Below are 22,872 nucleotides of genomic sequence, written 5' to 3' on the forward strand. Positions count from 1 at the left end.
GGGATCCATCGCAAGCCTAACGCGCCGCCGATGTCCGCGGCATGCGCCAGACTGCCGGTATGCCTGCCGACGTGCGCATCCACCCGGCCACGGCGGAGCGCTGGGACGATCTCCGCGTCCTCCTCGCGCCCCGTGCCGAGGGCGGGGACGCCTGCTGGTGCCTGGCCTGGCGGCTGCCGTCGGGCGAGTTCGGGCGCATGCTGGGGCCCGACCGCGAGGACCGGCTGCACGAGCTGGTCGGCGGCGACGTGCCGCCTGGTCTGCTCGCCTACGTCGACGGCGAGCCGGCCGGCTGGTGCAACGTCGGGCCGCGGTCGGCGATGGCACGGCTGGTCCGCTCGACCACGATCCACCCGGTCGACGACCTCCCGGTCTGGTCGGTCGTGTGCTTCGTGGTGCGGACGGGTTACCGGCGGCGCGGGCTGGCCGAGGAGCTGCTGGACGGGGCGGTGGCGTTCGCGGCGGCGCACGGGGCGCCGGCGCTGGAGGGCTACCCGGTCGAGACCGGCGGGGCGCGCATCAGCACCTCGCTGGCCTATGTCGGGACGACGGGGATGTTCGAGCGGGCCGGGTTCGCCCGGGTGGCCGGCACGAACGCGACCAGCGGGCGGCGGCCGCGCTTCGTCATGCGCCACGACCTGGGCGAGGCCGCGGCGCGTGCGTGACCCGCGGGAGGTACTGACGCGGGCCGCTCCCCCGCCGCGGCTCACCGTCGCCTACGGCGACCTGCCCGACCAGGTGGCCGACGTGTGGTTGCCCGACGCGCCGAGCTTGCCCGACGTGCCCGGCGTGCCCGCGGGCAAGTCGGGCAACCGGGCAACGGGTGAGGGCAAGTCGGGCAAGGCCGTGCCGCTCGTCGTGGTGGTGCACGGCGGCTTCTGGCGGGCCGAGTACGACCGGCGGCACGCGCGGCCGCAGTGCGCCGGGCTGGCGGCCGCGGGGTACGCCGTCGCGGCGATCGAGTACCGGCGGGTCGGGTCGGGCGGCGGCTGGCCGGCGACGTTCGACGACGTCGCGGCGGCGCTCGACACCGTTCCGGCGCTGGTCGCGGCGGCGACGGCGGGCGGCCCGGTCCGGGTGGACCTGGAGCGCGTGGTGCACGTGGGGCACTCCGCCGGCGCCCACCTCGCCGTCTGGGCGGCGTCGCGGCACCGGCTGCCGCCCGGCGCCCCATGGGCCGGCGAGAGTTCGGTTGGCCCGCGGCCGGCGGGGGTGGTCGCGCTGGCTGGGGTGCTCGACCTCGACGCGGCAGCCGAGCTGGACCTCGACCACGGTGCCGTCCGGGCGCTCCTCGGCGGCGGCCCGGCCGAGCGGCCGGACCGGTACGCCGCCGTCGACCCGCTGCGCCTGGTGCCGGCGGGCGTCCCCGTCACGCTGCTGCACGGCGCCGACGACCGCTACGTCCCGCCCGACTTCAGCCGCCGCTACGCCGCCGCGGCCGGCGCCGGCACCACGCTGCGCGAACTGACGAGCGCGGGGCACTTCGACCTGATCGACCCCGAGTCGAGCGCCTGGCCGGCGGTGCTCGACGCCGTCGCCGAGGTGCTGAGGAGAGCATGAGCGCCACCCGCTACCTGTACCTGGCCCGCCACGCCGAGGCCACGCCCGACGAGACCGGGCTGACCGCAGCCGGCCGGCGGCAGGCCGAGCTGCTCGGGCAGCGCCTGCGCGACGACGGCCGGCCGATCGACGCCGTCTGGCATGGGCCGCTCCCCCGCGCGGCCGAGACCGCGCGCGTCGTCGCGGCGATCCTCGGGGTCGAGCCGGCGGAGAAGGCGGCGGCCGGCGACTACGTCCCGTACCGCGACGACCTGCCCGCCGCCTACCAGGCCTTCGTCGACCAGTTCCCCGGCGATGACGACGGCCCGCGGCTCGCGGAGCAGGCGATCGAGCGGTTCACCGGCCCGGCCGACGGCGACGCCGACCGGCACGACCTGGTGGTGACGCACGCGTTCACGATCGGCTGGCTGCTGCGGCACGCGCTCGACGCGCCACCGTGGCGGTGGCTGACGGTGAACCAGGGCAACGCGGCGCTGACGGTGATCCGGTACGCGCCGGACCGGCTGCCCTCGGTCCTGGTGCACAACGACACCCGCCACCTGCCCGACGAGCTGCGTTGGACGGGCTTCCCGGACGCCCTGCGGGTCTAGGCGCCGACGGCCTACGGGGCCAGCTTCACCGCGACGTCATACATGTCATGCCACTCGGGCGACTCCTGGGCGCAGCGGGCGAACAGCCAGAGCCGCAACCGCGCGGGGTCGAGGTCGAGCAGGCCGGCCATGCGGTCGGACAGCGCGCCGGGGTCGGACATCAGCCGGTCCATGTTGAACATGTGCTGCGTCGCGTCGTAGGTGCGGTCGCCGACGTACGGCTTCGGGTCGATGACGAGCCACGGCTCGCGCTGCGCCGCGACGATGTTCTCCGGGTGCAGGTCGGTGCAGAGCAGGACGTCGTCGTCGCTGGTCAGCGGCAGGTCGCGGTAGAGCCTGACGCCCTCGCGGAGCAGGCCGCGGTCGAAATCCGCCGGCGCGGCGACGACCCGCTGTTCGAACTCGCGGGCCCAGAACTCGCACATCGACGCCAGCGTCCGGAACGGGTGACCCTCCGGCGGACGGCGCCACAGCCGGCGCAGCAGCCCGGCCAGCACGACGTCCTGCTCGAGCGAGGGCAGCGACCGCGCGAGCAGCGTCCCCGGCTCGGCCCGCTCCAGCAGCAGCGCGCTGGTGTCGCCGAACGTCTCGTCGGCGTGCACCCGCACGGCGCCGTCGCCGGCCCAGAACCGCAGCCCCTCGGCCTCGTGCTCGGCCTCGGCGTGCCGGTAACCGACCTTCAGCACGACGGCGTCACCGGCGGCCGTGGTGGCCGGCGCGACCCACGAGCACTGCCCGCCTGGCTCGTACGGCTCGCCGACCGTCAGCGACCACCGCTCGACCAGGCCGGGCAGCACGGACGGCAGCGTCGCCACCCACTCCGTGAGCCCGGGCTCCCGGCCGTGGGCGGCGGACTCGGACAGTCGGGTGGACAGGCGGAAGGCGGTCACGCCGGTCATTGAAACCGACGCGACCGCCCGGCCGCACGCGAGTTTTTCCGGGCGCGAGAACCCGCTCAGGCGTCGCGCCGCGAGAACAGCCACCCCGCGATCAGCAGCAGCAGCGCCGTCTCGCCGGCGAACACCCCGAACCCGGTCCACGGCCCCAGCAGGTCGGGGTTGAAGGACTCGACGGTGGCCAGCGTCGTCCCGGCGTTGCCCGGCATCAGCTTCGTCAGCCACTCGCCGGCCGCGCCGGGGATGAGGCCGACCAGGTTGCCGACGATGAAGATCAGCGCGATGCCGACGGTGACCGCGGCGGCGGTGTGCCGCATCAGCACGCCCAGCCCCAGGCCGAACAGGCCCAGCACCGCGAGGTAGAGGCCGCCGCCGACCATCGTCCGCAGCACGTCGGAGTCGGTGAGCGAGAACCCGATGCCCTCGCGGTCGAGGAAGAAGTTGCCGGCCACGATCGCGGCGGTCGACGTGATCGTGCCGAGGATCAGCAGCACCGTCGTCAGCACGCTCGCCTTGGCGGCCAGCACCGACCATCGGCGTGGCGCCGCGGCGAGGGTCGTGCGGATCATGCCGCTGGAGTACTCGGCGGTCGCCACCAGGATGCCCAGGACGAGGGCGGCGATCTGGCCGAACATCAGGCCCCAGGTGACGAACGCGCCGACCGGCTCGCTCCCGGGGTCGTCGGCCAGCTCACCGGCGGCGGCGAAGCAGATCAGCGCCGTCAGGCCGACGCTGAGGACGAACAGCGAGGCGAGCGTCCAGACCGTGGAGCGGACGGTGCGCAGCTTCGTCCACTCGGCGTCGAGGATGCGGCCGAACGTGAGCCGGGGCCCGCCGACGTCGGCGCGGTGGGCCGGCGCCGCGGGCGGGCTGAGGGTCGAGGTCGTGGTCATGGTGGTCACACTCCGGCGGGAACGGGCTGGTCGGTGCGGGCGTGGTACTCGACGCTGTCGGCGGTGAGGCCCATGAACGCCTCCTCGAGCGAGGCGTTGACGACGCTCAGCTCGTGCAGGTAGAGGTTGCGGGACCCGGCGACGTCGCCGACCTGCTCGGGCGTCGCGCCCTCGACCTTCAGCGCGCCGTCGTCGTCGCGGCCGATGCGCCAGCCGCGCTCGCGCAGCGCCTCGGCCAAGACGCCGCCCTGCGGCGAGCGGACCCGGACGTAGGAGGCGGAGTTGCGGGCGATGAAGTCGGCCATGCCGGTGTCGGCGAGGATCTTGCCGCGCCCGATCACCAGCAGGTGGTCGGCGGTGAGCGCCATCTCCGACATCAGGTGGCTGGACACGAACACCGTCCGGCCCTCGGCGGCCAGCGACCGGATGAGGTTCCGGATCCACCGGATGCCCTCCGGGTCCAGGCCGTTGACCGGCTCGTCGAACAGCAGCACCTCGGGGTCGCCGAGCAGCGCGGCCGCGATGCCGAGCCGCTGGCCCATGCCGAGCGAGAACCCGCCGGACCGCTTGCGCGCGACGGCGTCCAGCCCGACCATGCCGATGACCTCGTCGACGCGGCGGCGCGGGATGCCGTTGGTCTTCGCCAGCCACAGCAGGTGGTTGTAGGCGGTCCGGCCGCCGTGGATCGCCTTGGCCTCCAGCAGCGCGCCGACCTCGTGCAGCGGCGCCGGCAGGTCGCGGTACGAGCGGCCGTTCACGGTGACGCGGCCGCCGGACGGGTGGTCGAGGCCCATCACCATGCGCATGGTCGTGGACTTCCCGGCGCCGTTCGGGCCGAGGAACCCGGTGACCGCGCCGGGCCGGACCGTGAAGTCGATCGCGTCGACCGCGGTCTTGTCTCCGTAACGTTTCGTCAGCCGTTCCGCTGTGATCATGGCGGCCACGCTACGGCCGTCGGCACCGATGAAACAGCAGTTCAAGGGTGGTTTCAGGGCCGACTCAGGGACATCTCGGGGTCGCCCCTGAGCCGGCCGTCGGGGACGTTCTCAGCCGCGCAGCGTCAGCGACTGCGGGAAGTCGGTGATGATCCCGTCGACGCCGAGGTCGCGCATCCGCCGCATGGCGCCGGGCTCGTCGACCGTCCACACGTTGATCTCCATGCCCAGCTCGTGGACGCGGTCGACCAGCGCCTGGTCGGTGACGGTGAACTGCGGGTTGACCTGGTCGGCCCAGGTCGACAGCTCCAGCAGCTCGGCCTCGGTGGGCCGCTCGGCGTCGAGCAGGCCGATCGGCACGTCCGGCATGGCCGCCTGGAAGGCCTGGGCATCGGCGACGACGAACGACTGCACGCCGAGGCGGCCGTCCTCCAGGGCGTCGTCGACGTCGCCGGGGATCGAGCGCAGCTCCGCGGCCAGCTGCTCGGGCAGGCCGGTGCCGGCGTAGTGCCCGCACGGGCTGATCTCGGCGAGCAGGCCGGTCGTGCGGCCGAGCTGGCGGATCACGTCCCGGAGGGTGATGATCGGCTCGCCCGCGAAGCGCTCGTCGAACCAGGAGCCGGCGTCGAGCGTGCGCAGCTCGGCCCAGGTGAAGTCGGACACCCGGTAGGACGCCCGGCCCGGGAACCGCTCCTCGACGTCGGTGGTGCGCTCCAGCGTGCAGTCGTGGAAGTTCACCAGCCGTCCGTCGCTGGTCCGCTGGACGTCGATCTCGACGACGTCCGCGCGCTGGCGGACGGCCGCCCGCACGGCCGCGGTGGTGTTCTCCGGCGCGATGCCGGACGAGCCGCGATGGGCGATGACGGCCGGCCCGTCGTCGCTCGCCGGCGAGGCGGCTGCCGGCGAGACGATCAACAACGAGGTCACGACGAGTCCGGCGATCCTGGCGATGCGCACGACGATCCTCCGATACGAGTGGGTGTGCCAGGTTGACCGAGCGACGTTACGGGGAGTCGGACCTGGGTTGACACCTCGGTGAAGACCACCGCGGCCACCCCGCGAGGGGACGGATGCTTGGATGTGCGCCATGGACAGCGACCCCGATTCGATCGGCGACGAGCGCGTGCCGGTCGCTCAGGTGCTCACCGGCCTCGAGGTGCACCCGCTCGCGCAGGGCGAGACGGCCATCGAGGCGTTCGTGCTGATCAAGGTCCTCGACGCCGACGGCCGGCCCGCGTGGTCGTACCGCACCACCAACCGGCTGAACCGCGAGGAGCTGCTCGGCGCGTTGATGGTGCAGGTCGACGTGTTGCGCAAGGAGCTGCGCGACGAGTGGGACGACTCCTGAAGGCACGCCGTCCCACCCGCCACGAGCGGTGATCTATCGCGTCCGGACGCGGTGCACGCCGCCCAACTGGGTGCCGGCGTAGAGCCAGCGCCCGTCCGGGCTGATCTCCAGCGACACCACGGACAGGTTCTGCAGGCCGCTGGACACGTTCACCCAGGTGCGCCCGCCGTCGGTGCTGCGCAGCACCCCGCGGCCGCCCTTGACCAGGCCGTTCGCGGTGAACGAGCTGGTCGCGGCGTACCAGGTGTCGGGGTCGGACGGCGACACGATCAGGTCGCCGACGACCATCGGCAGCCCGCCGGTGTCCGCGTCGTGCCAGGTCGCGCCGGAGTCGTCGCTGACGCGGATCGTGCTGCCCGCGGCGATGACCCGGTCGCCGTCGACCGCCACCGTGACGACCTCGCCGTCGATGACCTTCTCCGTGGTGAGGCCGAAGTCATCACTGCGGTAGAGGCCGTCGGCGCTGGCCAGCCAGAGCCGGTCCGGGTGCGCCGGGTCGGTGGCGACGGACGTGAACAGCTGGTCGTGAAAGTGCTTGCGCCAGACCGTCCCGGCGTCGTCGGTGACGTAGAGGCCGGCGCCGACGACGCTCCAGAACGCGACGGCCACCCGGCCGGAGTCCGCCGGCCCGACGACCAGGTCCAGCGGGACCTCGTAGGTGCGGCCGCGCAGCTCCCACTCCTGGCCGCCGTCGGTGCTGCGGTACACCCAGAACTGCGACAGCGCGTCCTTGCGGATCTTCCACACCGTCTGCGGGTCCTGCGGGTCGACGGCGAGCTGGCCGATGCGGGTGCCGATGTAGGCCTCGTATCCCGACAGGCCCCACTCGGCACCGCCGTCGGGCAGCTTCGGTCGGGTCGGCAGCGCGGTCGCGTAGACGTCGGTGTCGGTGCCGGCCAGCAGCTGCGGCGCGCCGCTCGCGTCGTCGGCGATCGCCAGGTCGTAGACGGTGCCGCCCTGGACGCCGATGCGCCGCGGGTCGGAGCCGTCGGACTCGGCCTGGAACAGCCCGGCGCCCGGCGACGACCACAGCAGGCCGCCGGCCCACGGCACGGCGTCGTCCTCGACGGCGCCGGCCACCGGCTGCGGCAGCTGCGACCAGGTGGCGCCGCCGTCACGACTGACGTGCTGGACGGTGCGGTACGTCGTCACCATCATGACGTCGCCGTTGACGACGATGTCGAGCGCGCCGCCGTTCGGGACGGCGTACAGCTCGGCCCAGCTGCCGCCCGCGTCGTGCGAGCCGATGACGACGTCGTCGACCAGCGCCGCGACGGTCTCACCGTCAGGCGTGGCGGCCAGGCCCTCGACGTAGCCGTCCGTCACCTCGTACACGACGTCGGTGCCGGTCGGCTCCCCGGTCATGATGCCGCGGACGGCCCAGATCGCGTCGTAGCCGGACAGGTACAGGTCGTCGCCACTGACGGCCGCGCCGGTCAGCTGCGCGCCGGCCTGGTTCGGGAAGCTGTTCCAGCTGTCGCCGCCGTCGCGGCTGACCAGCAGCGCGTCCGGCCGCACCGCCACCAGCACCTGCGTCTGCGGGTCGCTGAGCAGCGCGATCGTGTGCGCGTCGGGCACGTCCAGCTGCTGCCACGTCTCGCCGCCGTCGTGCGTGCGCAGGATGCGGCCGAGGTAGGTGTTGTCGAGGACGATGCCGAAGTCCAGCCCGGTGGCGGAGTTGACGGCGTACCACATGGTGTCCGGGTCGTCGGCGGCCACGACGACGTTGTCGTTGCCGCTGCCGGCCGGCACCGGCAGCCGGTTGTGCTGCCGCCACGTCTCCCCGCCGTCGTCGGTGGTCCAAGGGCCGGCTTTGGCGTACTGGGTGACCACGGCTGTGTCCGGGTCGGCGCCGGTCGTGGTGATCGGGCCGCCGGACGTGTTCGGGCCGATCGGCTGCCAGGCGGCCGGGTTGTTCGAGTTGCCCACCGGCGCGGCGACCTCGAACGTCCCGCTGCCGATCAACTGGGCGCCCAGCGTGGTGTCAGCGGCGACGGCGAGGCCGTACACCCCGACCCGCGATCCGGTGAGGTCGGCTCGGTACCAGCTGTCGTACTCGTGCTCCGCGGTGACGGTGACCGGGCGGCCCCGCGGCGGCGTCACCGTCACGGTCGGCGGCGCGGACAGCGGCGCCGGGGACCAGATGAACGCCTCCGAGGCGCCGTCGCTGGGGTCGGGCGAGGTCTGCACGACGAGGTGCCGGGCGGCCAGCAGGTACGGGACGCGCACGGTGGCGCCGTCACTCGTGGTGGCGACGATCCAGCCGGCGAGGTCGGCGTCCTGCTCGGGCCGGTCCGCGGCGACGGTGACCGTCACCTCCAGCTCGCCGCCGGCCGGGATGGTGCCCTGGGCCGGGGTGACCGTGACGGTGCCCGCACTGCCGGGCGCCGCTTCTGCCGCGACGGTGACGGCGACGTCGGTGTCGCCGGGGTTGCGCAGCGTCGTCGTACCGGTGCCGCCGATCGTCGTCCCGGACATATCGGCCAGCCCGAGCGACACCGACGTCGGCGCCGCGACCAGCGGGCTCGCCGCGGCGGCCGCGACGTCCACCCGGCCGGCGCCTGACGTCGTCGGGCCGGTGCCCTCGACGGCGACCGCCGAGCCGGTCAGTCGCCCGTTGACGTCGGCTACAGGCTCGTCCGGCCGCAGCTGGCGCAGCAGCGCCGCCGCGCCGGCCACGTGCGGCGCGGCCATGCTGGTGCCGGAGATGCGGTAGACGCCGATCGCCCAGTTCTCCAGCGCCCACGTCGAGCGGATCTCCACGCCGGGCGCGACGACGTCCGGCTCGAGGTCGAAGTCGGGCGCCGGGCCGCGCGAGCTGAACGACGCGATCTGGTCGGTGACGTCCTCGCCGGAGATCTCGATCTGGACGGGGCCGTTCGCGAGGTCGCGGCGCAGCGGCTCCCACTGCATCTCCAGCAGCCCCATGACGACGATCCGCTCCATCCGGAAGCTGTCGCCGGAGACGACGTCCTGGGGGGTCAGCGGGACGTCGACGACACCGGACTCGCCCGCGTTCTCCGACACTGCGGGATCGGAGAACAGCACCGGGCCGGAGCCGCCGTCGGTGTAGGCGAGCATCGCCAGCGCGCCGCGGTCCTCGGCCAGCCGGGCCTGCTCGATCAGGTACGGCGCGACGTCGGCGAGGCTGCGTGGCAGGCTCTGCCGGTAGGCGACGACCTTGCCGGTGACGTCGCCGACGCGGTCGTAGTCCTCCTCGGTGCCCTCGCCGACGTCGACCAACTCGCCGCTGACCGGCGTCGTCGGGGCGGGCGCGGAGAACGGGGCGCGGAAGGCGTCCAGCGCCTCGTCGCGCGGCGACGTCACGCGTGCCGACGGGAGGACGAGGCCGCTGGCGGACGCGCCGACCGACAGGACGCCGTCGGCCAGTGCCGGGCTGCCCATGGTCTGCTCGCCGGGGCCCGCGTTGCCGGCCGCCGCGATGACGACGACGCCGGCCTCGGTGACGGCCGTGGCGGCCAGGCCGAGCGGGTCGGTGCCGTCGCCGGGGCCGCCGAGGCTGAGGTTGACGACGTCGGCGCGGTACGGGTTCGCGGGGTCGACCGCGGCTTCCAGGCCGGCGATGATGTCGGACTCGTAGCCGGCGCCGCCCTCGTCGAGCACCTTGTACGCGGTGATCTGCGCGCCCGGCGCGACGCCGGTGACCTCGGGCCGGCCGGCGCCGATCCCCGCGATGATGCCGGCGACGTGGGTGCCGTGACCGTTGTCGTCGATCGGGTCGGCGTCGCCGTTGACGAAGTCGTGCCCGGCAACGACCTTGTGGCCCTCGCCGAACCCGCCGCCCAGCGACGCGTTCGTGTAGTCGACGCCGGTGTCGACGACCGCGACGATCGTGCCGGTGCCGTCGGCGGGGCCGCCGCCCGGGGCGTCCTGCTCCCAGACCTCCGGCGCGCCGATCAGCGGCACGCTGACGTCGGTGGAGGCGCGGAACCGCTCGTCCGGGACGACCTCGGCCACGCCGGGCAGTGTCCGCAGCGCGTCGACGTCGCCCGCGGGGACGGTGAGCGCGACGGCGTGCAGCAGGCCGGTGAACTCGTGCTCGACCTCGGCGTCGATGCCGCGGGCGCCGGCGGCGGCGAGCATGGTGTCCTGCGCACGGGCGGCTGCGGTCTCCGCCTGCGGGCTGGCCTGCTGGGCGGCGAGCTCGGCGGGCGCGGCCGGCTCGCCGTCCGGGCCGGCCATGACGACGATGACGCGGGTGTCCTGCTCCGCCGACAGGTCGGTCTCGGCGGCCGCGCCTGCGGCGAACGGGGTGAGGCCCGCGGCGGCGAGGGCGACGGCCAGTGAGGTGACCAGTGCGGCGCCGGATCCGGCGCGGAGTCGTCGAGCAATCATCATGCTCCCGGGGTAGACCGCGGCCGGGGGGTTTGCCGCGGGTTGTCGACATTCGTAGTGGCTGTGACTCCGTGTATCAATGGCTGCAGCTGGCCGGTTGCGGCCGATGGCACAATGCGGCCATATTCTGACCATGACGACGGATGACGCACCCTCGCTCGCGCCGGTGGGCCTCGGCCCGTTCGACGAGGAGGTCTACCGCGCACTGCTGACCTGCGTCGACGCAACACCAGCGGCGCTCGCGGAGCGGCTCGGCCAGCCCGAGGGCCGGGTCGACAGCGCGTGCGGGCGGCTGCGCTCGCTCGGCCTGGTGATCCGGATGTCCGGCCGGCGCCGCCGCTACACCGCCGTCGACCCCGAGGCGGCGCTCGAGGCGCTGGTCCGCGAGCGCGCCGGCGAGCTGGACCACGTGCGCGGCTCCGCCCTCGCGCTCTCCTCGATCTTCCACGCCGCCCGCCGCCAGGCCGGCGACGGCAGCACGATCGAGCTGCTCAACGGGCCAGAAGAGCAGGGCCGCTGGTTCGTCCGGCTGCAGCACCAGGTCCGCTCGGAGATGATGGTGCTGGACCGCCCGCCGTACGTCCTGGCCGCCGTCAACCCGGTCGAGCCGGTGCGCCTCGACAGCGGCGTGCACTGGCGGGCGATCTACGCGCCCGAGGCGCTGGAGATCCCCGGCGCGATGGACGAGATCGACGACCTCACCCGCCGCGGCGAGCAGGGCCGCGTCCTGCCCGGACTGCCGCTGAAGCTGGCCATCGCCGACCGCCGGATCGCGCTGCTGCCGTTGTCGATGGAGCTGGGGCACGCCCAGGGGCTGGTGATCCGCGAGTCCACCCTGCTCGACGCGCTGGTCGAGCTGTTCGAGGTGTACTGGGCGCGGGCGACGCCGCTCGGCTCGTCGTCCGGCGGCGCGGCCGACGAGGCGCCGGACCACGACCGCGAGCTGGTGCGGCTGCTCGCGGCCGGGCTGACGGACAACGCCATCGCGCGCCAGCTCGGCCTGTCGACGCGGACGATGCGGCGGCGGACGCGGCAGCTGTTCGACCAGCTGGAGGCGGCGAACCGGTTCCAGGCCGGCATCCAGGCGGCCCGCCGCGGCTGGCTATGACGCCGTGCGGCGATCCGGCTGGGGTGGCTGCAGGTGCGCCGGATGTTGCCGAGTGGGCCGTCCCCCTGCTGCCCATTTTCTTAGCCGCGAGGGTGCGCCTCAAGCGGACTATTGGGCGCTTCGCGCCGGCGATGACCGCTTGACCCGCACCCTCGCGGTCTAAGCCTCGATCCACCGACAGGTGGAGTGTCGTGGTAGGGCGTGGGAGCGTGAGAATGCGCTTCTGAGCTGGGAGGATACGACTTGTCTAAGGCACGTATCGCCAGCTCAAGAAGGGCATCTCGTAGATGCAACTCTCTCACACCCGACCGGTCGTCTCGGCGGCCTTCGATGAGCCCAACCTCGTGTCGTCGGCGGGCCTGGTCCCGGCGATGGCCCTGGCCGGCGAGGCACGGCTGCGCGAGCTGGGCGATGAGCACCTGAGCGTGCCGACGGACAAGGGCGCCAACGCCGGGCTGAAGCTGTCGGGCCTGGTCGCCGGCATGACCGCCGGCGCGGACAGCATCGACGACATGGCCCTGCTACGCCACGGCGCGATGGGGAAGGTCTTCGCCGGCATCTACGCCCCCTCCACACTTGGCTCGTTCCTGCGCGCCTTCACCTTCGGCCATGTCCGCCAAGCCGACGCGATCGCCTCTCGGTTTCTGATCAACCTGACCCAGCGCACGGCCCTGCTGGGCGAGACCGCAGACACCGCGACGGTGATGGTCGACATCGACGACACCATCGTGGAGGTACACGGCTATCAGAAGCAGGGCGCGGGGTTCGGGTACTCCGGGGTGCGGGGCCTGAACGCCGTGCTGGCCACCGTTTCCAGCCAGACCTTCGCGCCGGTGATCGCCGCCCAGCGCCTGCGCAACGGCTCGGCCGGGTCCCCACGCGGGGCGACGCGTCTGGCCACCGACGCCCTCGCCCTGATCCGCCGCACCCACCTGGCCGGCCGAGACGTGCTGGTCCGGGCGGACTCGGCGTTCTACTCCCACGCCCTGGTCACCGCAGCGTTGAAGGCCGGCGCGAACGTCTCGATCACCGTGCGGATGGACCCGGCGGTCAAACGCGCCATCGCCGGCATCGCCGAGACCGCCTGGACCACGATCAAATACACCGACGCCGTCTACGACGAGACCACCAGAACATGGAACTCTCGTGCCGAGGTCGCCGAGGTTCCCTTCACCGCGTTCACCTCCAAGAACAAGACCGACCAGATCCCCGGCCGGCTCGTGGTCCGCCGTATCCCCGATCTCAACCCCCGCAACAGCGAAGGCCAGGACACGTTGTTCGATTCCTGGCGCTTCCACGCCTTCTTCACCACCACCGACACCACCGAGATGGACACCGTCGCCGCGGACCAGACCCACCGGGCCCACGCGGTCATCGAGAACGTCCACGCCGACCTCAAGGCCTCCGCGCTGGCCCACCTGCCCTCCGGGGTGTTCAACGCCAACGCGGCCTGGCTCGTCTGCGCGGTCATGGCGTTCAACCTCACCCGCGCCGCCGCGACCCTGACCAAGACCCCCACTCTGACCAGGGCGACCACCGCGACGATCCGCCGCAAACTCATCACCGTCCCCGCCCGGATCGCCACCTCCGCCCGGCGTCTGACCCTGCACCTGCCGACCAACTGGCCCTGGCAGACCGCGTGGTCCACGCTCTACAACGCCCTCTTCCCCCGGCCCGCCACGACACACACCTGACCACCAGCCCCCGCCGGCACGAGAAGGAACCCCAGTGGAAAGCCGGGCAGACCGGCAACTCACTCACACCCAACGTGATCACAACCACCTCGCCTGAAACCAGACGACGTCACCAAGCTGGTCGGTGGATCGAGGCTAAGAGGGCGTCTGATCCGTTGATGTTCTGGTTGTGAGGTTGGCTGGTGTTCGGGTCCTCGTTCTTGGGCGGGTGGTGTGGTAGGGCTCGTCGTTGTGATGTCCAGGGCGCCGTACCGTAGCGATCTGTCCGATGCCCGGTGGGCGCTGATCGAGCCGGTCATGTCCGGGTGGCGTGCGGCCCGGCGCGGGCTGGGGATCAGTGAGCCCGTCCATGACCTGCGAGAGATCGTCAACGCGATCTTGTACGTGAACCGGACCGGCATCGCCTGGGAGTACTTGCCGCACGATTTCCCGCCGTTCAAGACCGTCTATGACTACTACGCCAAGTGGGAGAAGGACGGGACGACGGAGAAGATCCATGACCTGCTGCGCGGCACGGCGCGCGCAGCGGCCGGGCGGGCCAGTGAGCCCAGCGCGGCGATCCTGGACGCGCAGTCGGTGAAGACGTCGTCGAATGTGGCCGAGTCCGATCAGGGCATCGATGCGGGCAAGAAGATCAAGGGACGCAAGCGGCATATCGCCACCGACACGCTGGGGCTGCTGCTGGTGGTGTTGATCACCGCGGCCAGCGTGCACGACACCGCAGGTGGGCGTGACCTGGTTGATCGCCTCGCCGATCGCCACGCGGGCGTGTCCAAGGCTTGGGTGGACCGCGGCTACCGCGCCAGCGTCGCCCAGCGTGGTGTCGATCGCGGTATCGACGTTCAGGTCGTCCAGAAAGACCCCGGGCTGAAGGGCTTCCACCCGACTCTGCGCTGGCCCGTGGAGCGCACCTTCGGCTGGCTGATGCTGCATCGTCGATTAGTCCGAGATTACGAGACGCTCCCAGAACGTTCCCGCACCATGATCCACTGGGCGATGATCGACAACATGAGCCGCCGGATCACCGGCGAAACCATCCAAACCTGGCGCGACGAACCAGCCAACTCAGGCGCACCCCCACAGATCTAGACCAGACGCCCTCTAAGCCTCGATCCACCGACAGGTGGAGTGTCGTGGTAGGGCGTGGGAGCGTGAGAATGCCCTTCTGAGCTGGGAGGATACGACTTGTCTAAGGCACGTATCGCCAGCTCAAGAAGGGCATCTCGTAGATGCAACTCTCTCACACCCGACCGGTCGTCTCGGCGGCCTTCGATGAGCCCAACCTCGTGTCGTCGGCGGGCCTGGTCCCGGCGATGGCCCTGGCCGGCGAGGCACGGCTGCGCGAGCTGGGCGATGAGCACCTGAGCGTGCCGACGGACAAGGGCGCCAACGCCGGGCTGAAGCTGTCGGGCCTGGTCGCCGGCATGACCGCCGGCGCGGACAGCATCGACGACATGGCCCTGCTACGCCACGGCGCGATGGGGAAGGTCTTCGCCGGCATCTACGCCCCCTCCACACTTGGCTCGTTCCTGCGCGCCTTCACCTTCGGCCATGTCCGCCAAGCCGACGCGATCGCCTCTCGGTTTCTGATCAACCTGACCCAGCGCACGGCCCTGCTGGGCGAGACCGCAGACACCGCGACGGTGATGGTCGACATCGACGACACCATCGTGGAGGTACACGGCTATCAGAAGCAGGGCGCGGGGTTCGGGTACTCCGGGGTGCGGGGCCTGAACGCCGTGCTGGCCACCGTTTCCAGCCAGACCTTCGCGCCGGTGATCGCCGCCCAGCGCCTGCGCAACGGCTCGGCCGGGTCCCCACGCGGGGCGACGCGTCTGGCCACCGACGCCCTCGCCCTGATCCGCCGCACCCACCTGGCCGGCCGAGACGTGCTGGTCCGGGCGGACTCGGCGTTCTACTCCCACGCCCTGGTCACCGCAGCGTTGAAGGCCGGCGCGAACGTCTCGATCACCGTGCGGATGGACCCGGCGGTCAAACGCGCCATCGCCGGCATCGCCGAGACCGCCTGGACCACGATCAAATACACCGACGCCGTCTACGACGAGACCACCAGAACATGGAACTCTCGTGCCGAGGTCGCCGAGGTTCCCTTCACCGCGTTCACCTCCAAGAACAAGACCGACCAGGTCCCCGGCCGGCTCGTGGTCCGCCGTATCCCCGATCTCAACCCCCGCAACAGCGAAGGCCAGGACACGTTGTTCGATTCCTGGCGCTTCCACGCCTTCTTCACCACCACCGACACCACCGAGATGGACACCGTCGCCGCGGACCAGACCCACCGGGCCCACGCGGTCATCGAGAACGTCCACGCCGACCTCAAGGCCTCCGCGCTGGCCCACCTGCCCTCCGGGGTGTTCAACGCCAACGCGGCCTGGCTCGTCTGCGCGGTCATGGCGTTCAACCTCACCCGCGCCGCCGCGACCCTGACCAAGACCCCCACTCTGACCAGGGCGACCACCGCGACGATCCGCCGCAAACTCATCACCGTCCCCGCCCGGATCGCCACCTCCGCCCGGCGTCTGACCCTGCACCTGCCGACCAACTGGCCCTGGCAGACCGCGTGGTCCACGCTCTACAACGCCCTCTTCCCCCGGCCCGCCACGACACACACCTGACCACCAGCCCCCGCCGGCACGAGAAGGAACCCCAGTGGAAAGCCGGGCAGACCGGCAACTCACTCACACCCAACGTGATCACAACCACCTCGCCTGAAACCAGACGACGTCACCAAGCTGGTCGGTGGATCGAGGCTAAGTGCGGGCAGCTATCAGGGGGACGGGGGAAGTGCGGGCACAGCCGGCGTCCTGGGTCCACACGGCTGGCGTGCTGGTCTCAGGTCACGTCCTGGTCCTGTGTCACGCGGGGATGCCTGGTAAGCGTTTGCTGGCGTAACGGTGGACCAGGACGTGACCTGAGACCAGGACGCCGACGGCGCAGATCTGGCGGGCGTGCCCGGTTCTTCCCCGTCCCCCTGATAGCTGCCAGTTCTTAGGCCGCGGGCCTGCGGGTCAAGCGGTCATCGTCGCGCGAAGCGCCGATAGTCCGCTTGAGGCGCGGGTGCGCGGCTAAGAGAATGGGCAGCAGGGGGACGGCCAACTCGGCAAACCCCGACGCACGGCAGGCCTAACGCACGCCGGTGGGCCGGAACTGGACGCTGATGCGCGGCCCCACGGGCTTCGCCGTCTTCGGGACCGCGTGCTCCCAGGTGCGCTGACACGACCCGCCCATGACCAGCAGGTCACCGTGGCCCACGGCGAACCGCAGCGTCGCGCTGCCCCCACCCCGCTGGCGCAGCAGCAGCGAGCGCGGCGCGCCCAGCGAGACGATGGCGACCATGGTGTCCTCGGTGCGGCTGCGCCCGATGGTGTCGCCGTGCCAGGCGACGCTGTCGCGGCCGTCGCGGTAGAAGCACATGCCGGCGGTGGTGAACGGCTCGCCCAGCTCGGCGGCGTAGTGGCGGGTCAGCGCCTCGCGCGCCTCGACGAGCAGGGGGTCGGGCAGCGGCTCGCCGTCGCCGTAGAAGCGGATCAGCCGCGGCACGTCGACCACGCGCTCGTACATGGTGCGCCGCTCGGCCCGCCACGGCACCGATTCGACCAGGCCGGTGAACAGCTGGTCGGACCCGCTCACCCACCCCCGCCGGACGTCGACCCAGGCGCCCTGGGTGAGCACAGTGCGCTCGACGGCGCCGCCGAGCGGCCCGAGCGTGGCGCCGCTGACGTCGTCGAGCAGGGAGGCTTGGAAGGCAACGCTCATGCCGCCACGCTACCCGGATTCGAACGGATGTTCTACCCCCGGCGGAACCAGCCCTTCTTGGGCGGCGCGGTGAGCCGCAGGTTCTGCGCCGCCTCGGGGCCGACCACCGGGTGCCGCGAGTCGACGACCCACTGCCAGACCCGGCGGGCGCTCTCGGTGTCGCCTCCGTCGTGCAGCAGCTTGCCCAGGTGGACGCCGGCCAGCGGGCCGTACTCGGGGTGCCCGGAGTCGACGGCGGACTTCCAGGCGGCGTAGGCGCCCTGCGGGTCGCGCGCGGTGTAGAGCAGCTCGAGCCCGAGGTCGTGCGCCGCTTGCGGCGCGTACAGCAGGTGCCCGGAGTCGATGACCTGCTGGAACGCCTCGCGCGCGGCGTCGACGTCGGCCCGGGCGAGCAGCAGCTCGGCCAGCAGCAGGCCGGCCTCCGGCGCCCGGTCCGGGTGCCCCGACGTCGCGGCCGCCCGCCACGCGGCCTCCGCGCCCGCGTCGTCGCCGAGGTGCTGCAGGACGCGTCCGAGCACCGTCAGCGCCCGCCCGTTGCCTGGCGGCGACGCCGCCGCGACCGCCTCGCCGACCAGGGCCCGCCCGCCGTCGACGTCGCCCGATGACACCAGCATGGCGCCGAGCAGCGCCTTCGCCTCGGACACCGCCTCGGGCACGCCGGAGGCGATGGCCCGCTCGAACAGCGCTCGTGCCTCGTCCTCGCGGCCCTCCTCGGCCAGCCCGTCGGCGTGGCCGACCAGCGCCATTACATTTGGGACTGACGTCAGGCCCTGCGGCCGGCTGCCATCCCCCGTGCCCACATCGTCGGTCATCGGGCCGAGCCAACCCGACGAAGGCGAACGGCAGACGAACGCGCGGCGACGTCCATGGCTCGATCGACTCTGGACGGCGGCCCGGCGTAGCCAGGAGGATGTCTGCGCGATCGATCACTCCGCGCGAAGGAGCCGACATGACCGTTCTCGCCGACCTGCTCGCCGCCGTCGCCGGCGGCCGCGTCGAGGTGCTCGACCTCACCGCGCCGCTCAGTTCGCAGACGCCGATCCTGAGGCTGCCCGAGCCGTTCGGCCAGACGGTCCCGTTCCAGCTGCAGGAGATCAGCCGCTACGACGACCGCGGCCCGGCCTGGTACTGGAACAACATCACCACCGGCGAGCACACCGGCACGCACTTCGACGCGCCGGTGCACTGGGTCAGCGGCCGCGACCAAGAAGACGTCGCGCAGGTGCCGCTCCCCCGGCTGATCGCGCCGGCCGCCGTCGTCGATGTGACGGAGCGGGCGGCGGCCGACCCGGACTTCCTGCTGGAGATCGACGACGTCAAGGCGTGGGAGGCCGAGCACGGCCCGCTGCCCGACGGCGGCTGGCTACTGCTGCGCACGGGATGGGACGCGCGCTCCGACGACCAGGAGGCGTTCCTCAACGCCAACGAGACCGGCCCGCACACGCCCGGCGTCAGCGTCGAGTGCGCCCGCTGGCTGGCCGACGAGGCGCCGGTCCTCGGCCTCGGCGTCGAGACCGTCGGCACCGACGCCGGCGCGGCGCACTCGTTCGACCCGGCGTTCCCGTGCCACTCCTTCCTGCTCGGCGCCGGCAAGTACGGGCTGACGCAGCTGCAGAGCCTCGCCCAGCTGCCGCCGACCGGCGCCGTGGTCGTCGCCGCGCCGCTGCCGATCGTCGGCGGGTCGGGCAGCCCGGCGCGCGTGCTGGCGCTGGTCGAGCGCTGATGCTGGTCGCGCACGCCGCCGGCCTGGCGCTGGCCGGGCTCGGCGTCAGGCAGGCGTTCGGCGTGGTCGGCAGCGGCAACTTCCACGTCACGAACGCACTGGTCGAGGGCGGTGCGCGGTTCGTCGCGGCCCGCCACGAGGGCGGCGCGGCGACGATGGCCGACGCCTATGCGCGGATGAGCGGCGAGGTCGCCGCGGTCACCGTCCACCAGGGCTGCGGGCTCACCAACGCGCTGACCGGCCTCACCGAGGCGGCGAAGAGCCGCACGCCGCTGCTGGTGCTGGCCGCCGAGGCGACCGTCCCTCGGTCCAACTTCCACGTCGACCAGCCGGCCCTCGCGGCCGCCGTCGGCGCGGCGTCGGTCCGGGTCGCGTCGGCCGAGACCGCCCTCGACGACGTCGCGCGGGCGTACGCGCTGGCCCGGCACGAGCGCCGCACCGTCGTCGTCAACCTGCCGCTCGACGTGCAGGGGCTGCCGGTCGACGACGGCGCGCGCGTGCGGCCCGCGGCGGCGACCTCGACCCCGCCGCCGCCCGATGTGGCCGAGCTGGCCGCGCTGCTCACGGCGGCCCGGCGGCCGGTGCTGATCGCCGGACGGGGCGCGCGGCACGCCCGCGCGGAGCTGCTCGCGCTGGCCGACGCGTGCGGCGCGCTGGTCGCCACGTCCGCCGTCGCGCGCGGGCTGTTCCACGGCAGCCCGTGGTCGCTGGACGTGTCCGGCGGGTTCGCCTCGCCGCTGGCCGCGTCGCTGATCACCGAGGCGGACGTCATCGTCGGGTTCGGCTGCGCGCTGAACATGTGGACCATGCGGCACGGCCGGCTGATCGGCGCCGGCGCGCGGGTGGCGCAGGTGGACGTCGACGCCGACGCGATCGGCCGGCACCGCCCGGTCGACGTCGGCGTGGCCGGCGACAGCGCCGCGGTGGCCTCGGCCCTGACGGTGGCGCTGGGCGGCCGGCGCGACGCCCCGGCCGGCTACCGCAGCGACGACGTACGCACGCGGCTGGACGCCGGGTTGCGCTGGCGCGACGTCGCGTACGACGACTGGGGCGGCGGCGGGCGGATCGACCCGCGGACGCTGACCATCGCGCTGGACGACCTGCTGCCGGCCGAGCGGGTCGTCGCCGTCGACTCCGGCAACTTCATGGGCTACCCGAGCATGTTCCTGTCCGTGCCGGACGAGTTCGGGTTCTGCTTCACGCAGGCCTACCAGTCGATCGGGCTCGGGCTGGCCACGGCGGTCGGCGCGGCACTGGCCCGGCCGGACCGGCTCCCGGTCGCCGCCCTGGGCGACGGCGGCGCGCTGATGGCGGCCGCCGAGTTCGACACCGTCCGGCGGCTCGGCCTGCCCATGGTCGTCGTGGTCTACAACGACGACGCGTACGGCGCCGAGGTGCACCACTTCGCCGGCGGCGAGCCGCTGGACACCGTCACGTTCCCGGACACCGACATCGCCGCCGTCGGCACCGGCTACGGGTTCGACGCGGTCACGGTGCGCTCGGCGGCCGACCTCGGCGCCGTCCGGTCCTGGCTGGACGGCGACCGCGGCCGGCCGCTGCTCGTCGACGCGAAGGTCGCCGCGCCGCAGGGCTCGTGGTGGCTGGAGGAGGCGTTCCGCGGTCACTGACCGCCGAACGTCACCCGTGAGGCGGCGGCCGCGGCGGACCCGACGGCGACCGCGATCACCGCGGCCACCAGGGCCGGGGCCAGCCAGAGCCCGCCGTCGGGGACCAGGCCCTCGCCGCGCGCCCACGAGAACGGCACGACGGTGACCGCCGCGGCCGCGAGCCCGAGCCCGGCCCCCAGGACACCCGTCACCAGACCCTCCACCACGACCGACTGGCGGACGGTCCTGGGCGCGGCGCCGACCAGCCACAGCCGCCGCAGCTCGCCCCGGCGGTGCGCCACCGCCGCCGCCCAGGCGTTGATCACCATGATGGTGGCGAACAGCGAGATCATCACTACGACCACGATGTTGAGCAGCTTCGTCACCTCGTCCGCCCCGCCGGCGCCGGCCATGGACCGCGCGTCGACGTCGACCAGCATCAGGGTGCCGATCGAGCTGCCGGCCAGCACGATCACCGGCGCCAGCGTCGAGCTGAGCAGGTGGGCGCGGCGGGCCGCGTTCGACAGCGCCAGCTCGCTCGCGGCGCCGCGGGCGAACCGGGCCCGCAGTGCACCGGCGAACCGCTGCAGCAGCCGCGGCGCCGCCACCGCCAGCCCGATGCTAACCAGCAGGCTGGCGTTGCCGGCGGTCATCATGGCGTCGTAGGGGTCGTCGGAGTGGGCGGTGACGGCCATCGTCACGACGGCGAACCCCAGGCCGTACAGCACCAGCGCCGCGGCGACCAGCAGCCGCCAGCGCGGCAGCCGCGACGGGCCGACCTGCTGGGCCCGCGCCTCGCGTACCGGCGCCCGGCTGGCCCGGGAGACGGCGAGGGCGGCGGCCAGGCGCGTCACCAGGATGATCGCGACGACCGTGGCGAGCAGGGCGAGTCCGCCGCCGCGGAACCGGACGTCGTCGCTCACCAGTCCGCCCGATCGCAGCGCGTCGAGCAGAGCGCGGGCGCCGAACCACGCCGGCACGGCGCCGAGCGCGGTCGCGACCGTCGCCATGACCAGCGTCTCGCGGCGCACCAGCGCGCGGACCTGCGTGCCCGCCGCGCCGATGGTCCGCAGCAGCACGATCTCGTCGGTGCGCTGGCGGACGGTGATGCCGATGGTCGACGCCAGCGAGTAGAGGACGATGATCAGGCCCCAGCCGCCGACCACCCCGCCCATGATGAGCAGGGCCAGCCGGTCCTCGCCGCTGCTGTGCAGGGCGGTCTCGATCAGCGTCGCGAACGGGCCGACGACGGCGGTGCTGAGCAGCACCGTCAGCGCGGCGGCCAGGAATGCCGCCGGCCGGTGCCGCAGCGACGGCCGGGCCAGCCAGCCCACGCTGCCCAGCCGCGCCGGGCGCCGCTTCGTGGAAGCCGGCGGCGTCAGTCCCGCGGCCGCGCGCCGGGCCCGCTTGCTCGGCCGGTCCGGCCGGTCCGGCCGAACCGGCCGAACCGGCCGCGACGCCGTGCGTGCCGCGCTCATCGGGCCACCGCCGGGGCGGCCGGCGCGGCCGCGACGAGCTGGTCGAGCTGGGCCAGCTGGCCCGCGACGGCGTCGACGGTGGGGTGCTCCATGTGGCCGGCGACCCGGCCGTCGACGAGGAAGACGACGCGGTCGGCGTACGAGGCGGCGACCGGGTCGTGCGTCACCATGACGATCGTCTGCCGCAGGTCGGTGACGGCCGTGCGCAGCAGCCGGAGGATGTCCTTGGCGGTCGCCGTGTCCAGCGCGCCGGTGGGCTCGTCGGCCAGCACGACGGCCGGCGACGTGGCGAACGCCCGGGCGATCGCGACCCGCTGCTGCTGGCCGCCGGACAGCTCGGCGGGCAGGTGACCGGCCCGCCCGGCCAGGCCGACCTGCTCCAGCAGGGTCCGGACCAGCTTCGGATCGGCCTTGCGCCCGGCCAGCCGCAGCGGCAGCGCGACGTTCTGCGCGGCCGTGAGGTACGGCATCAGGTGGAAGCTCTGGAACACGAAGCCGATCCGCTCGCGGCGGAGCTGGGTGCGGGCGTCCTCGGCCCAGAACGTGACGTTGTCGCCGTCGACCAGGACGTCGCCCTCGGTGGGCCGGTCCAGTCCCGCGATGCACGACAGCAGCGTCGACTTGCCGGACCCGGACGGGCCCATCACCGCGGTGAAGGACCCGCGGGCGAAGTCGAGGTCGACGCCGTCGAGGGCGCGCACACCCCGCTGGTGGTCTCCGTAGACGCGGACCAGCCGGCGCACCTGCACGGCAGTGGTGTCCATCGTGTTCTCCTCGTTCGCTCGATTGGTTTCCATGCCGACGACGCTACGGATCACCGCAGGTCAGGGGCGATACGGCTGACTCCCGACCTGGGGTGGAGGAAAGTCCACCCGGATCGGGGACACAACCGGATCGAGCCCGCGAC

At 73.1% G+C, this 22,872-nt stretch carries 19 protein-coding genes; 10 read left to right on the top strand and 9 right to left on the bottom strand.

Going from position 1 to position 22,872, the window contains the following annotated elements; translation table 11 throughout:
- Positions 1-59: 59 nt before the first annotated feature.
- From BLV05_RS26950 to BLV05_RS26960, 3 genes are read left to right on the top strand one after another with little or no spacing between them, the layout of a single operon-like run.
- Entirely contained in the window at positions 60-665 is a 606-nt protein-coding gene (locus BLV05_RS26950) for a GNAT family N-acetyltransferase (RefSeq protein WP_046772388.1), read from the top strand.
- Positions 658-1,560 carry an alpha/beta hydrolase gene (locus BLV05_RS26955; protein WP_046772387.1) on the top strand — a complete coding sequence of 301 codons (903 nt, stop codon included), beginning with the start codon at positions 658-660 and terminating at the stop codon, positions 1,558-1,560. Before BLV05_RS26950 ends, BLV05_RS26955 begins: the two co-directional genes overlap by 8 nt.
- A complete protein-coding gene (locus tag BLV05_RS26960; RefSeq protein ID WP_046772386.1) occupies positions 1,557-2,150 on the top strand; it encodes a histidine phosphatase family protein in 594 nt (197 codons plus the stop codon). The genes BLV05_RS26955 and BLV05_RS26960 overlap by 4 nt, the downstream gene beginning before the upstream one ends.
- 11 nt (positions 2,151-2,161) lie before the next feature.
- On the opposite strand, the gene BLV05_RS26965 is transcribed toward BLV05_RS26960, so the two are convergent.
- The 4 genes from BLV05_RS26965 to BLV05_RS26980 all read right to left on the bottom strand — a co-directional run bounded on the left by BLV05_RS26965 (position 2,162) and on the right by BLV05_RS26980 (position 5,831).
- Positions 2,162-3,040, bottom strand: a complete 879-nt coding sequence (locus tag BLV05_RS26965; RefSeq protein ID WP_052763101.1) for an aminoglycoside phosphotransferase family protein — start codon at positions 3,038-3,040, stop codon at positions 2,162-2,164.
- 65 nt (positions 3,041-3,105) lie between these two features.
- Positions 3,106-3,939 carry an ABC transporter permease subunit gene (locus BLV05_RS26970; RefSeq protein WP_046772429.1) on the bottom strand — a complete coding sequence of 278 codons (834 nt, stop codon included), beginning with the start codon at positions 3,937-3,939 and terminating at the stop codon, positions 3,106-3,108.
- A 5-nt stretch (positions 3,940-3,944) separates the two neighbouring features.
- Positions 3,945-4,874, bottom strand: a complete 930-nt coding sequence (locus BLV05_RS26975) for an ABC transporter ATP-binding protein (RefSeq protein WP_046772385.1) — start codon at positions 4,872-4,874, stop codon at positions 3,945-3,947.
- A gap of 111 nt (positions 4,875-4,985) precedes the next feature.
- Positions 4,986-5,831, bottom strand: a complete 846-nt coding sequence (locus tag BLV05_RS26980) for a glycerophosphodiester phosphodiesterase (RefSeq protein WP_197683339.1) — start codon at positions 5,829-5,831, stop codon at positions 4,986-4,988.
- Between the two features lie 130 nt (positions 5,832-5,961).
- On the opposite strand from BLV05_RS26980, the gene BLV05_RS26985 reads away from it, so the two are divergent.
- A complete protein-coding gene (locus tag BLV05_RS26985) occupies positions 5,962-6,222 on the top strand; it encodes a hypothetical protein (protein WP_046772384.1) in 261 nt (86 codons plus the stop codon).
- A 33-nt stretch (positions 6,223-6,255) separates the two neighbouring features.
- On the opposite strand, the gene BLV05_RS38280 is transcribed toward BLV05_RS26985, so the two are convergent.
- The gene (locus tag BLV05_RS38280; protein ID WP_046772383.1) at positions 6,256-10,581 is read right to left on the bottom strand and encodes a S8 family serine peptidase; all 4,326 of its coding nucleotides are present in this window, start codon (positions 10,579-10,581) and stop codon (positions 6,256-6,258) included.
- 130 nt (positions 10,582-10,711) lie between these two features.
- Between BLV05_RS38280 and BLV05_RS26995 the strand changes: the two genes are divergently transcribed.
- The 4 genes from BLV05_RS26995 (at position 10,712) to BLV05_RS27010 (ending at position 16,016) form a co-directional block, all read left to right on the top strand.
- Positions 10,712-11,686, top strand: coding sequence for a helix-turn-helix domain-containing protein (locus BLV05_RS26995; protein ID WP_046772382.1), 975 nt, complete (start codon positions 10,712-10,714; stop codon positions 11,684-11,686).
- A 287-nt stretch (positions 11,687-11,973) separates the two neighbouring features.
- Complete coding sequence (locus BLV05_RS27000; protein ID WP_083421331.1) at positions 11,974-13,380, top strand: IS1380 family transposase; 1,407 nt, start codon at positions 11,974-11,976, stop codon at positions 13,378-13,380.
- A gap of 231 nt (positions 13,381-13,611) precedes the next feature.
- The gene (locus BLV05_RS27005; RefSeq protein ID WP_157524380.1) at positions 13,612-14,469 is read left to right on the top strand and encodes an IS5 family transposase; all 858 of its coding nucleotides are present in this window, start codon (positions 13,612-13,614) and stop codon (positions 14,467-14,469) included.
- Between the two features lie 140 nt (positions 14,470-14,609).
- On the top strand, positions 14,610-16,016 hold the full coding sequence (locus BLV05_RS27010; protein WP_083421320.1) for an IS1380 family transposase: 1,407 nt from the start codon (positions 14,610-14,612) through the stop codon (positions 16,014-16,016).
- Positions 16,017-16,524: 508 nt separating this feature from the next.
- Here the strand turns inward: BLV05_RS27010 and BLV05_RS27015 are convergent.
- Together BLV05_RS27015 and BLV05_RS27020 are read right to left on the bottom strand one after the other, a co-directional pair.
- On the bottom strand, positions 16,525-17,157 hold the full coding sequence (locus BLV05_RS27015; protein ID WP_046771387.1) for an alpha-ketoglutarate-dependent dioxygenase AlkB: 633 nt from the start codon (positions 17,155-17,157) through the stop codon (positions 16,525-16,527).
- Positions 17,158-17,189: 32 nt separating this feature from the next.
- A complete protein-coding gene (locus BLV05_RS27020) occupies positions 17,190-17,903 on the bottom strand; it encodes a tetratricopeptide repeat protein (RefSeq protein ID WP_046771388.1) in 714 nt (237 codons plus the stop codon).
- Positions 17,904-18,106: 203 nt separating this feature from the next.
- On the opposite strand from BLV05_RS27020, the gene BLV05_RS27025 reads away from it, so the two are divergent.
- A complete protein-coding gene (locus tag BLV05_RS27025; protein WP_046771389.1) occupies positions 18,107-18,880 on the top strand; it encodes a cyclase family protein in 774 nt (257 codons plus the stop codon).
- Positions 18,880-20,508 carry a thiamine pyrophosphate-binding protein gene (locus tag BLV05_RS27030; RefSeq protein WP_046771390.1) on the top strand — a complete coding sequence of 543 codons (1,629 nt, stop codon included), beginning with the start codon at positions 18,880-18,882 and terminating at the stop codon, positions 20,506-20,508. Before BLV05_RS27025 ends, BLV05_RS27030 begins: the two co-directional genes overlap by 1 nt.
- On the opposite strand, the gene BLV05_RS27035 is transcribed toward BLV05_RS27030, so the two are convergent.
- On the bottom strand, positions 20,502-21,965 hold the full coding sequence (locus BLV05_RS27035; RefSeq protein ID WP_052762913.1) for an FtsX-like permease family protein: 1,464 nt from the start codon (positions 21,963-21,965) through the stop codon (positions 20,502-20,504). The two genes, BLV05_RS27030 and BLV05_RS27035, sit on opposite strands and share 7 nt — an antisense overlap.
- Positions 21,962-22,762 carry an ABC transporter ATP-binding protein gene (locus BLV05_RS27040; RefSeq protein ID WP_231948623.1) on the bottom strand — a complete coding sequence of 267 codons (801 nt, stop codon included), beginning with the start codon at positions 22,760-22,762 and terminating at the stop codon, positions 21,962-21,964. Before BLV05_RS27040 ends, BLV05_RS27035 begins: the two co-directional genes overlap by 4 nt.
- Positions 22,763-22,872: the final 110 nt, after the last annotated feature.

Origin of the sequence: Jiangella alkaliphila, from assembly GCF_900105925.1 — a bacterium.
GTDB classification, from domain to species: Bacteria; Actinomycetota; Actinomycetes; order Jiangellales; family Jiangellaceae; genus Jiangella; species Jiangella alkaliphila.

Excerpts from the sequence above, each read along its gene's own strand:
- BLV05_RS27040 (WP_231948623.1), bottom strand. The coding sequence starts at position 22,762 with ATGGAAACCAATCGAGCGAACGAGGAGAACACGATGGACACCACTGCC.
- BLV05_RS27035 (WP_052762913.1), bottom strand. The coding sequence starts at position 21,965 with ATGAGCGCGGCACGCACGGCGTCGCGGCCGGTTCGGCCGGTTCGGCCG.
- BLV05_RS26950 (WP_046772388.1), top strand. The coding sequence starts at position 60 with ATGCCTGCCGACGTGCGCATCCACCCGGCCACGGCGGAGCGCTGGGAC.
- BLV05_RS27020 (WP_046771388.1), bottom strand. The coding sequence starts at position 17,903 with ATGGCGCTGGTCGGCCACGCCGACGGGCTGGCCGAGGAGGGCCGCGAG.
- BLV05_RS27015 (WP_046771387.1), bottom strand. The coding sequence starts at position 17,157 with ATGAGCGTTGCCTTCCAAGCCTCCCTGCTCGACGACGTCAGCGGCGCC.
- BLV05_RS26985 (WP_046772384.1), top strand. The coding sequence starts at position 5,962 with ATGGACAGCGACCCCGATTCGATCGGCGACGAGCGCGTGCCGGTCGCT.
- BLV05_RS26995 (WP_046772382.1), top strand. The coding sequence starts at position 10,712 with ATGACGACGGATGACGCACCCTCGCTCGCGCCGGTGGGCCTCGGCCCG.
- BLV05_RS27025 (WP_046771389.1), top strand. The coding sequence starts at position 18,107 with ATGACCGTTCTCGCCGACCTGCTCGCCGCCGTCGCCGGCGGCCGCGTC.
- BLV05_RS26970 (WP_046772429.1), bottom strand. The coding sequence starts at position 3,939 with ATGACCACGACCTCGACCCTCAGCCCGCCCGCGGCGCCGGCCCACCGC.
- BLV05_RS27000 (WP_083421331.1), top strand. The coding sequence starts at position 11,974 with ATGCAACTCTCTCACACCCGACCGGTCGTCTCGGCGGCCTTCGATGAG.
- BLV05_RS27010 (WP_083421320.1), top strand. The coding sequence starts at position 14,610 with ATGCAACTCTCTCACACCCGACCGGTCGTCTCGGCGGCCTTCGATGAG.
- BLV05_RS26960 (WP_046772386.1), top strand. The coding sequence starts at position 1,557 with ATGAGCGCCACCCGCTACCTGTACCTGGCCCGCCACGCCGAGGCCACG.
- BLV05_RS26975 (WP_046772385.1), bottom strand. The coding sequence starts at position 4,874 with ATGATCACAGCGGAACGGCTGACGAAACGTTACGGAGACAAGACCGCG.
- BLV05_RS38280 (WP_046772383.1), bottom strand. The coding sequence starts at position 10,581 with ATGATGATTGCTCGACGACTCCGCGCCGGATCCGGCGCCGCACTGGTC.
- BLV05_RS27030 (WP_046771390.1), top strand. The coding sequence starts at position 18,880 with ATGCTGGTCGCGCACGCCGCCGGCCTGGCGCTGGCCGGGCTCGGCGTC.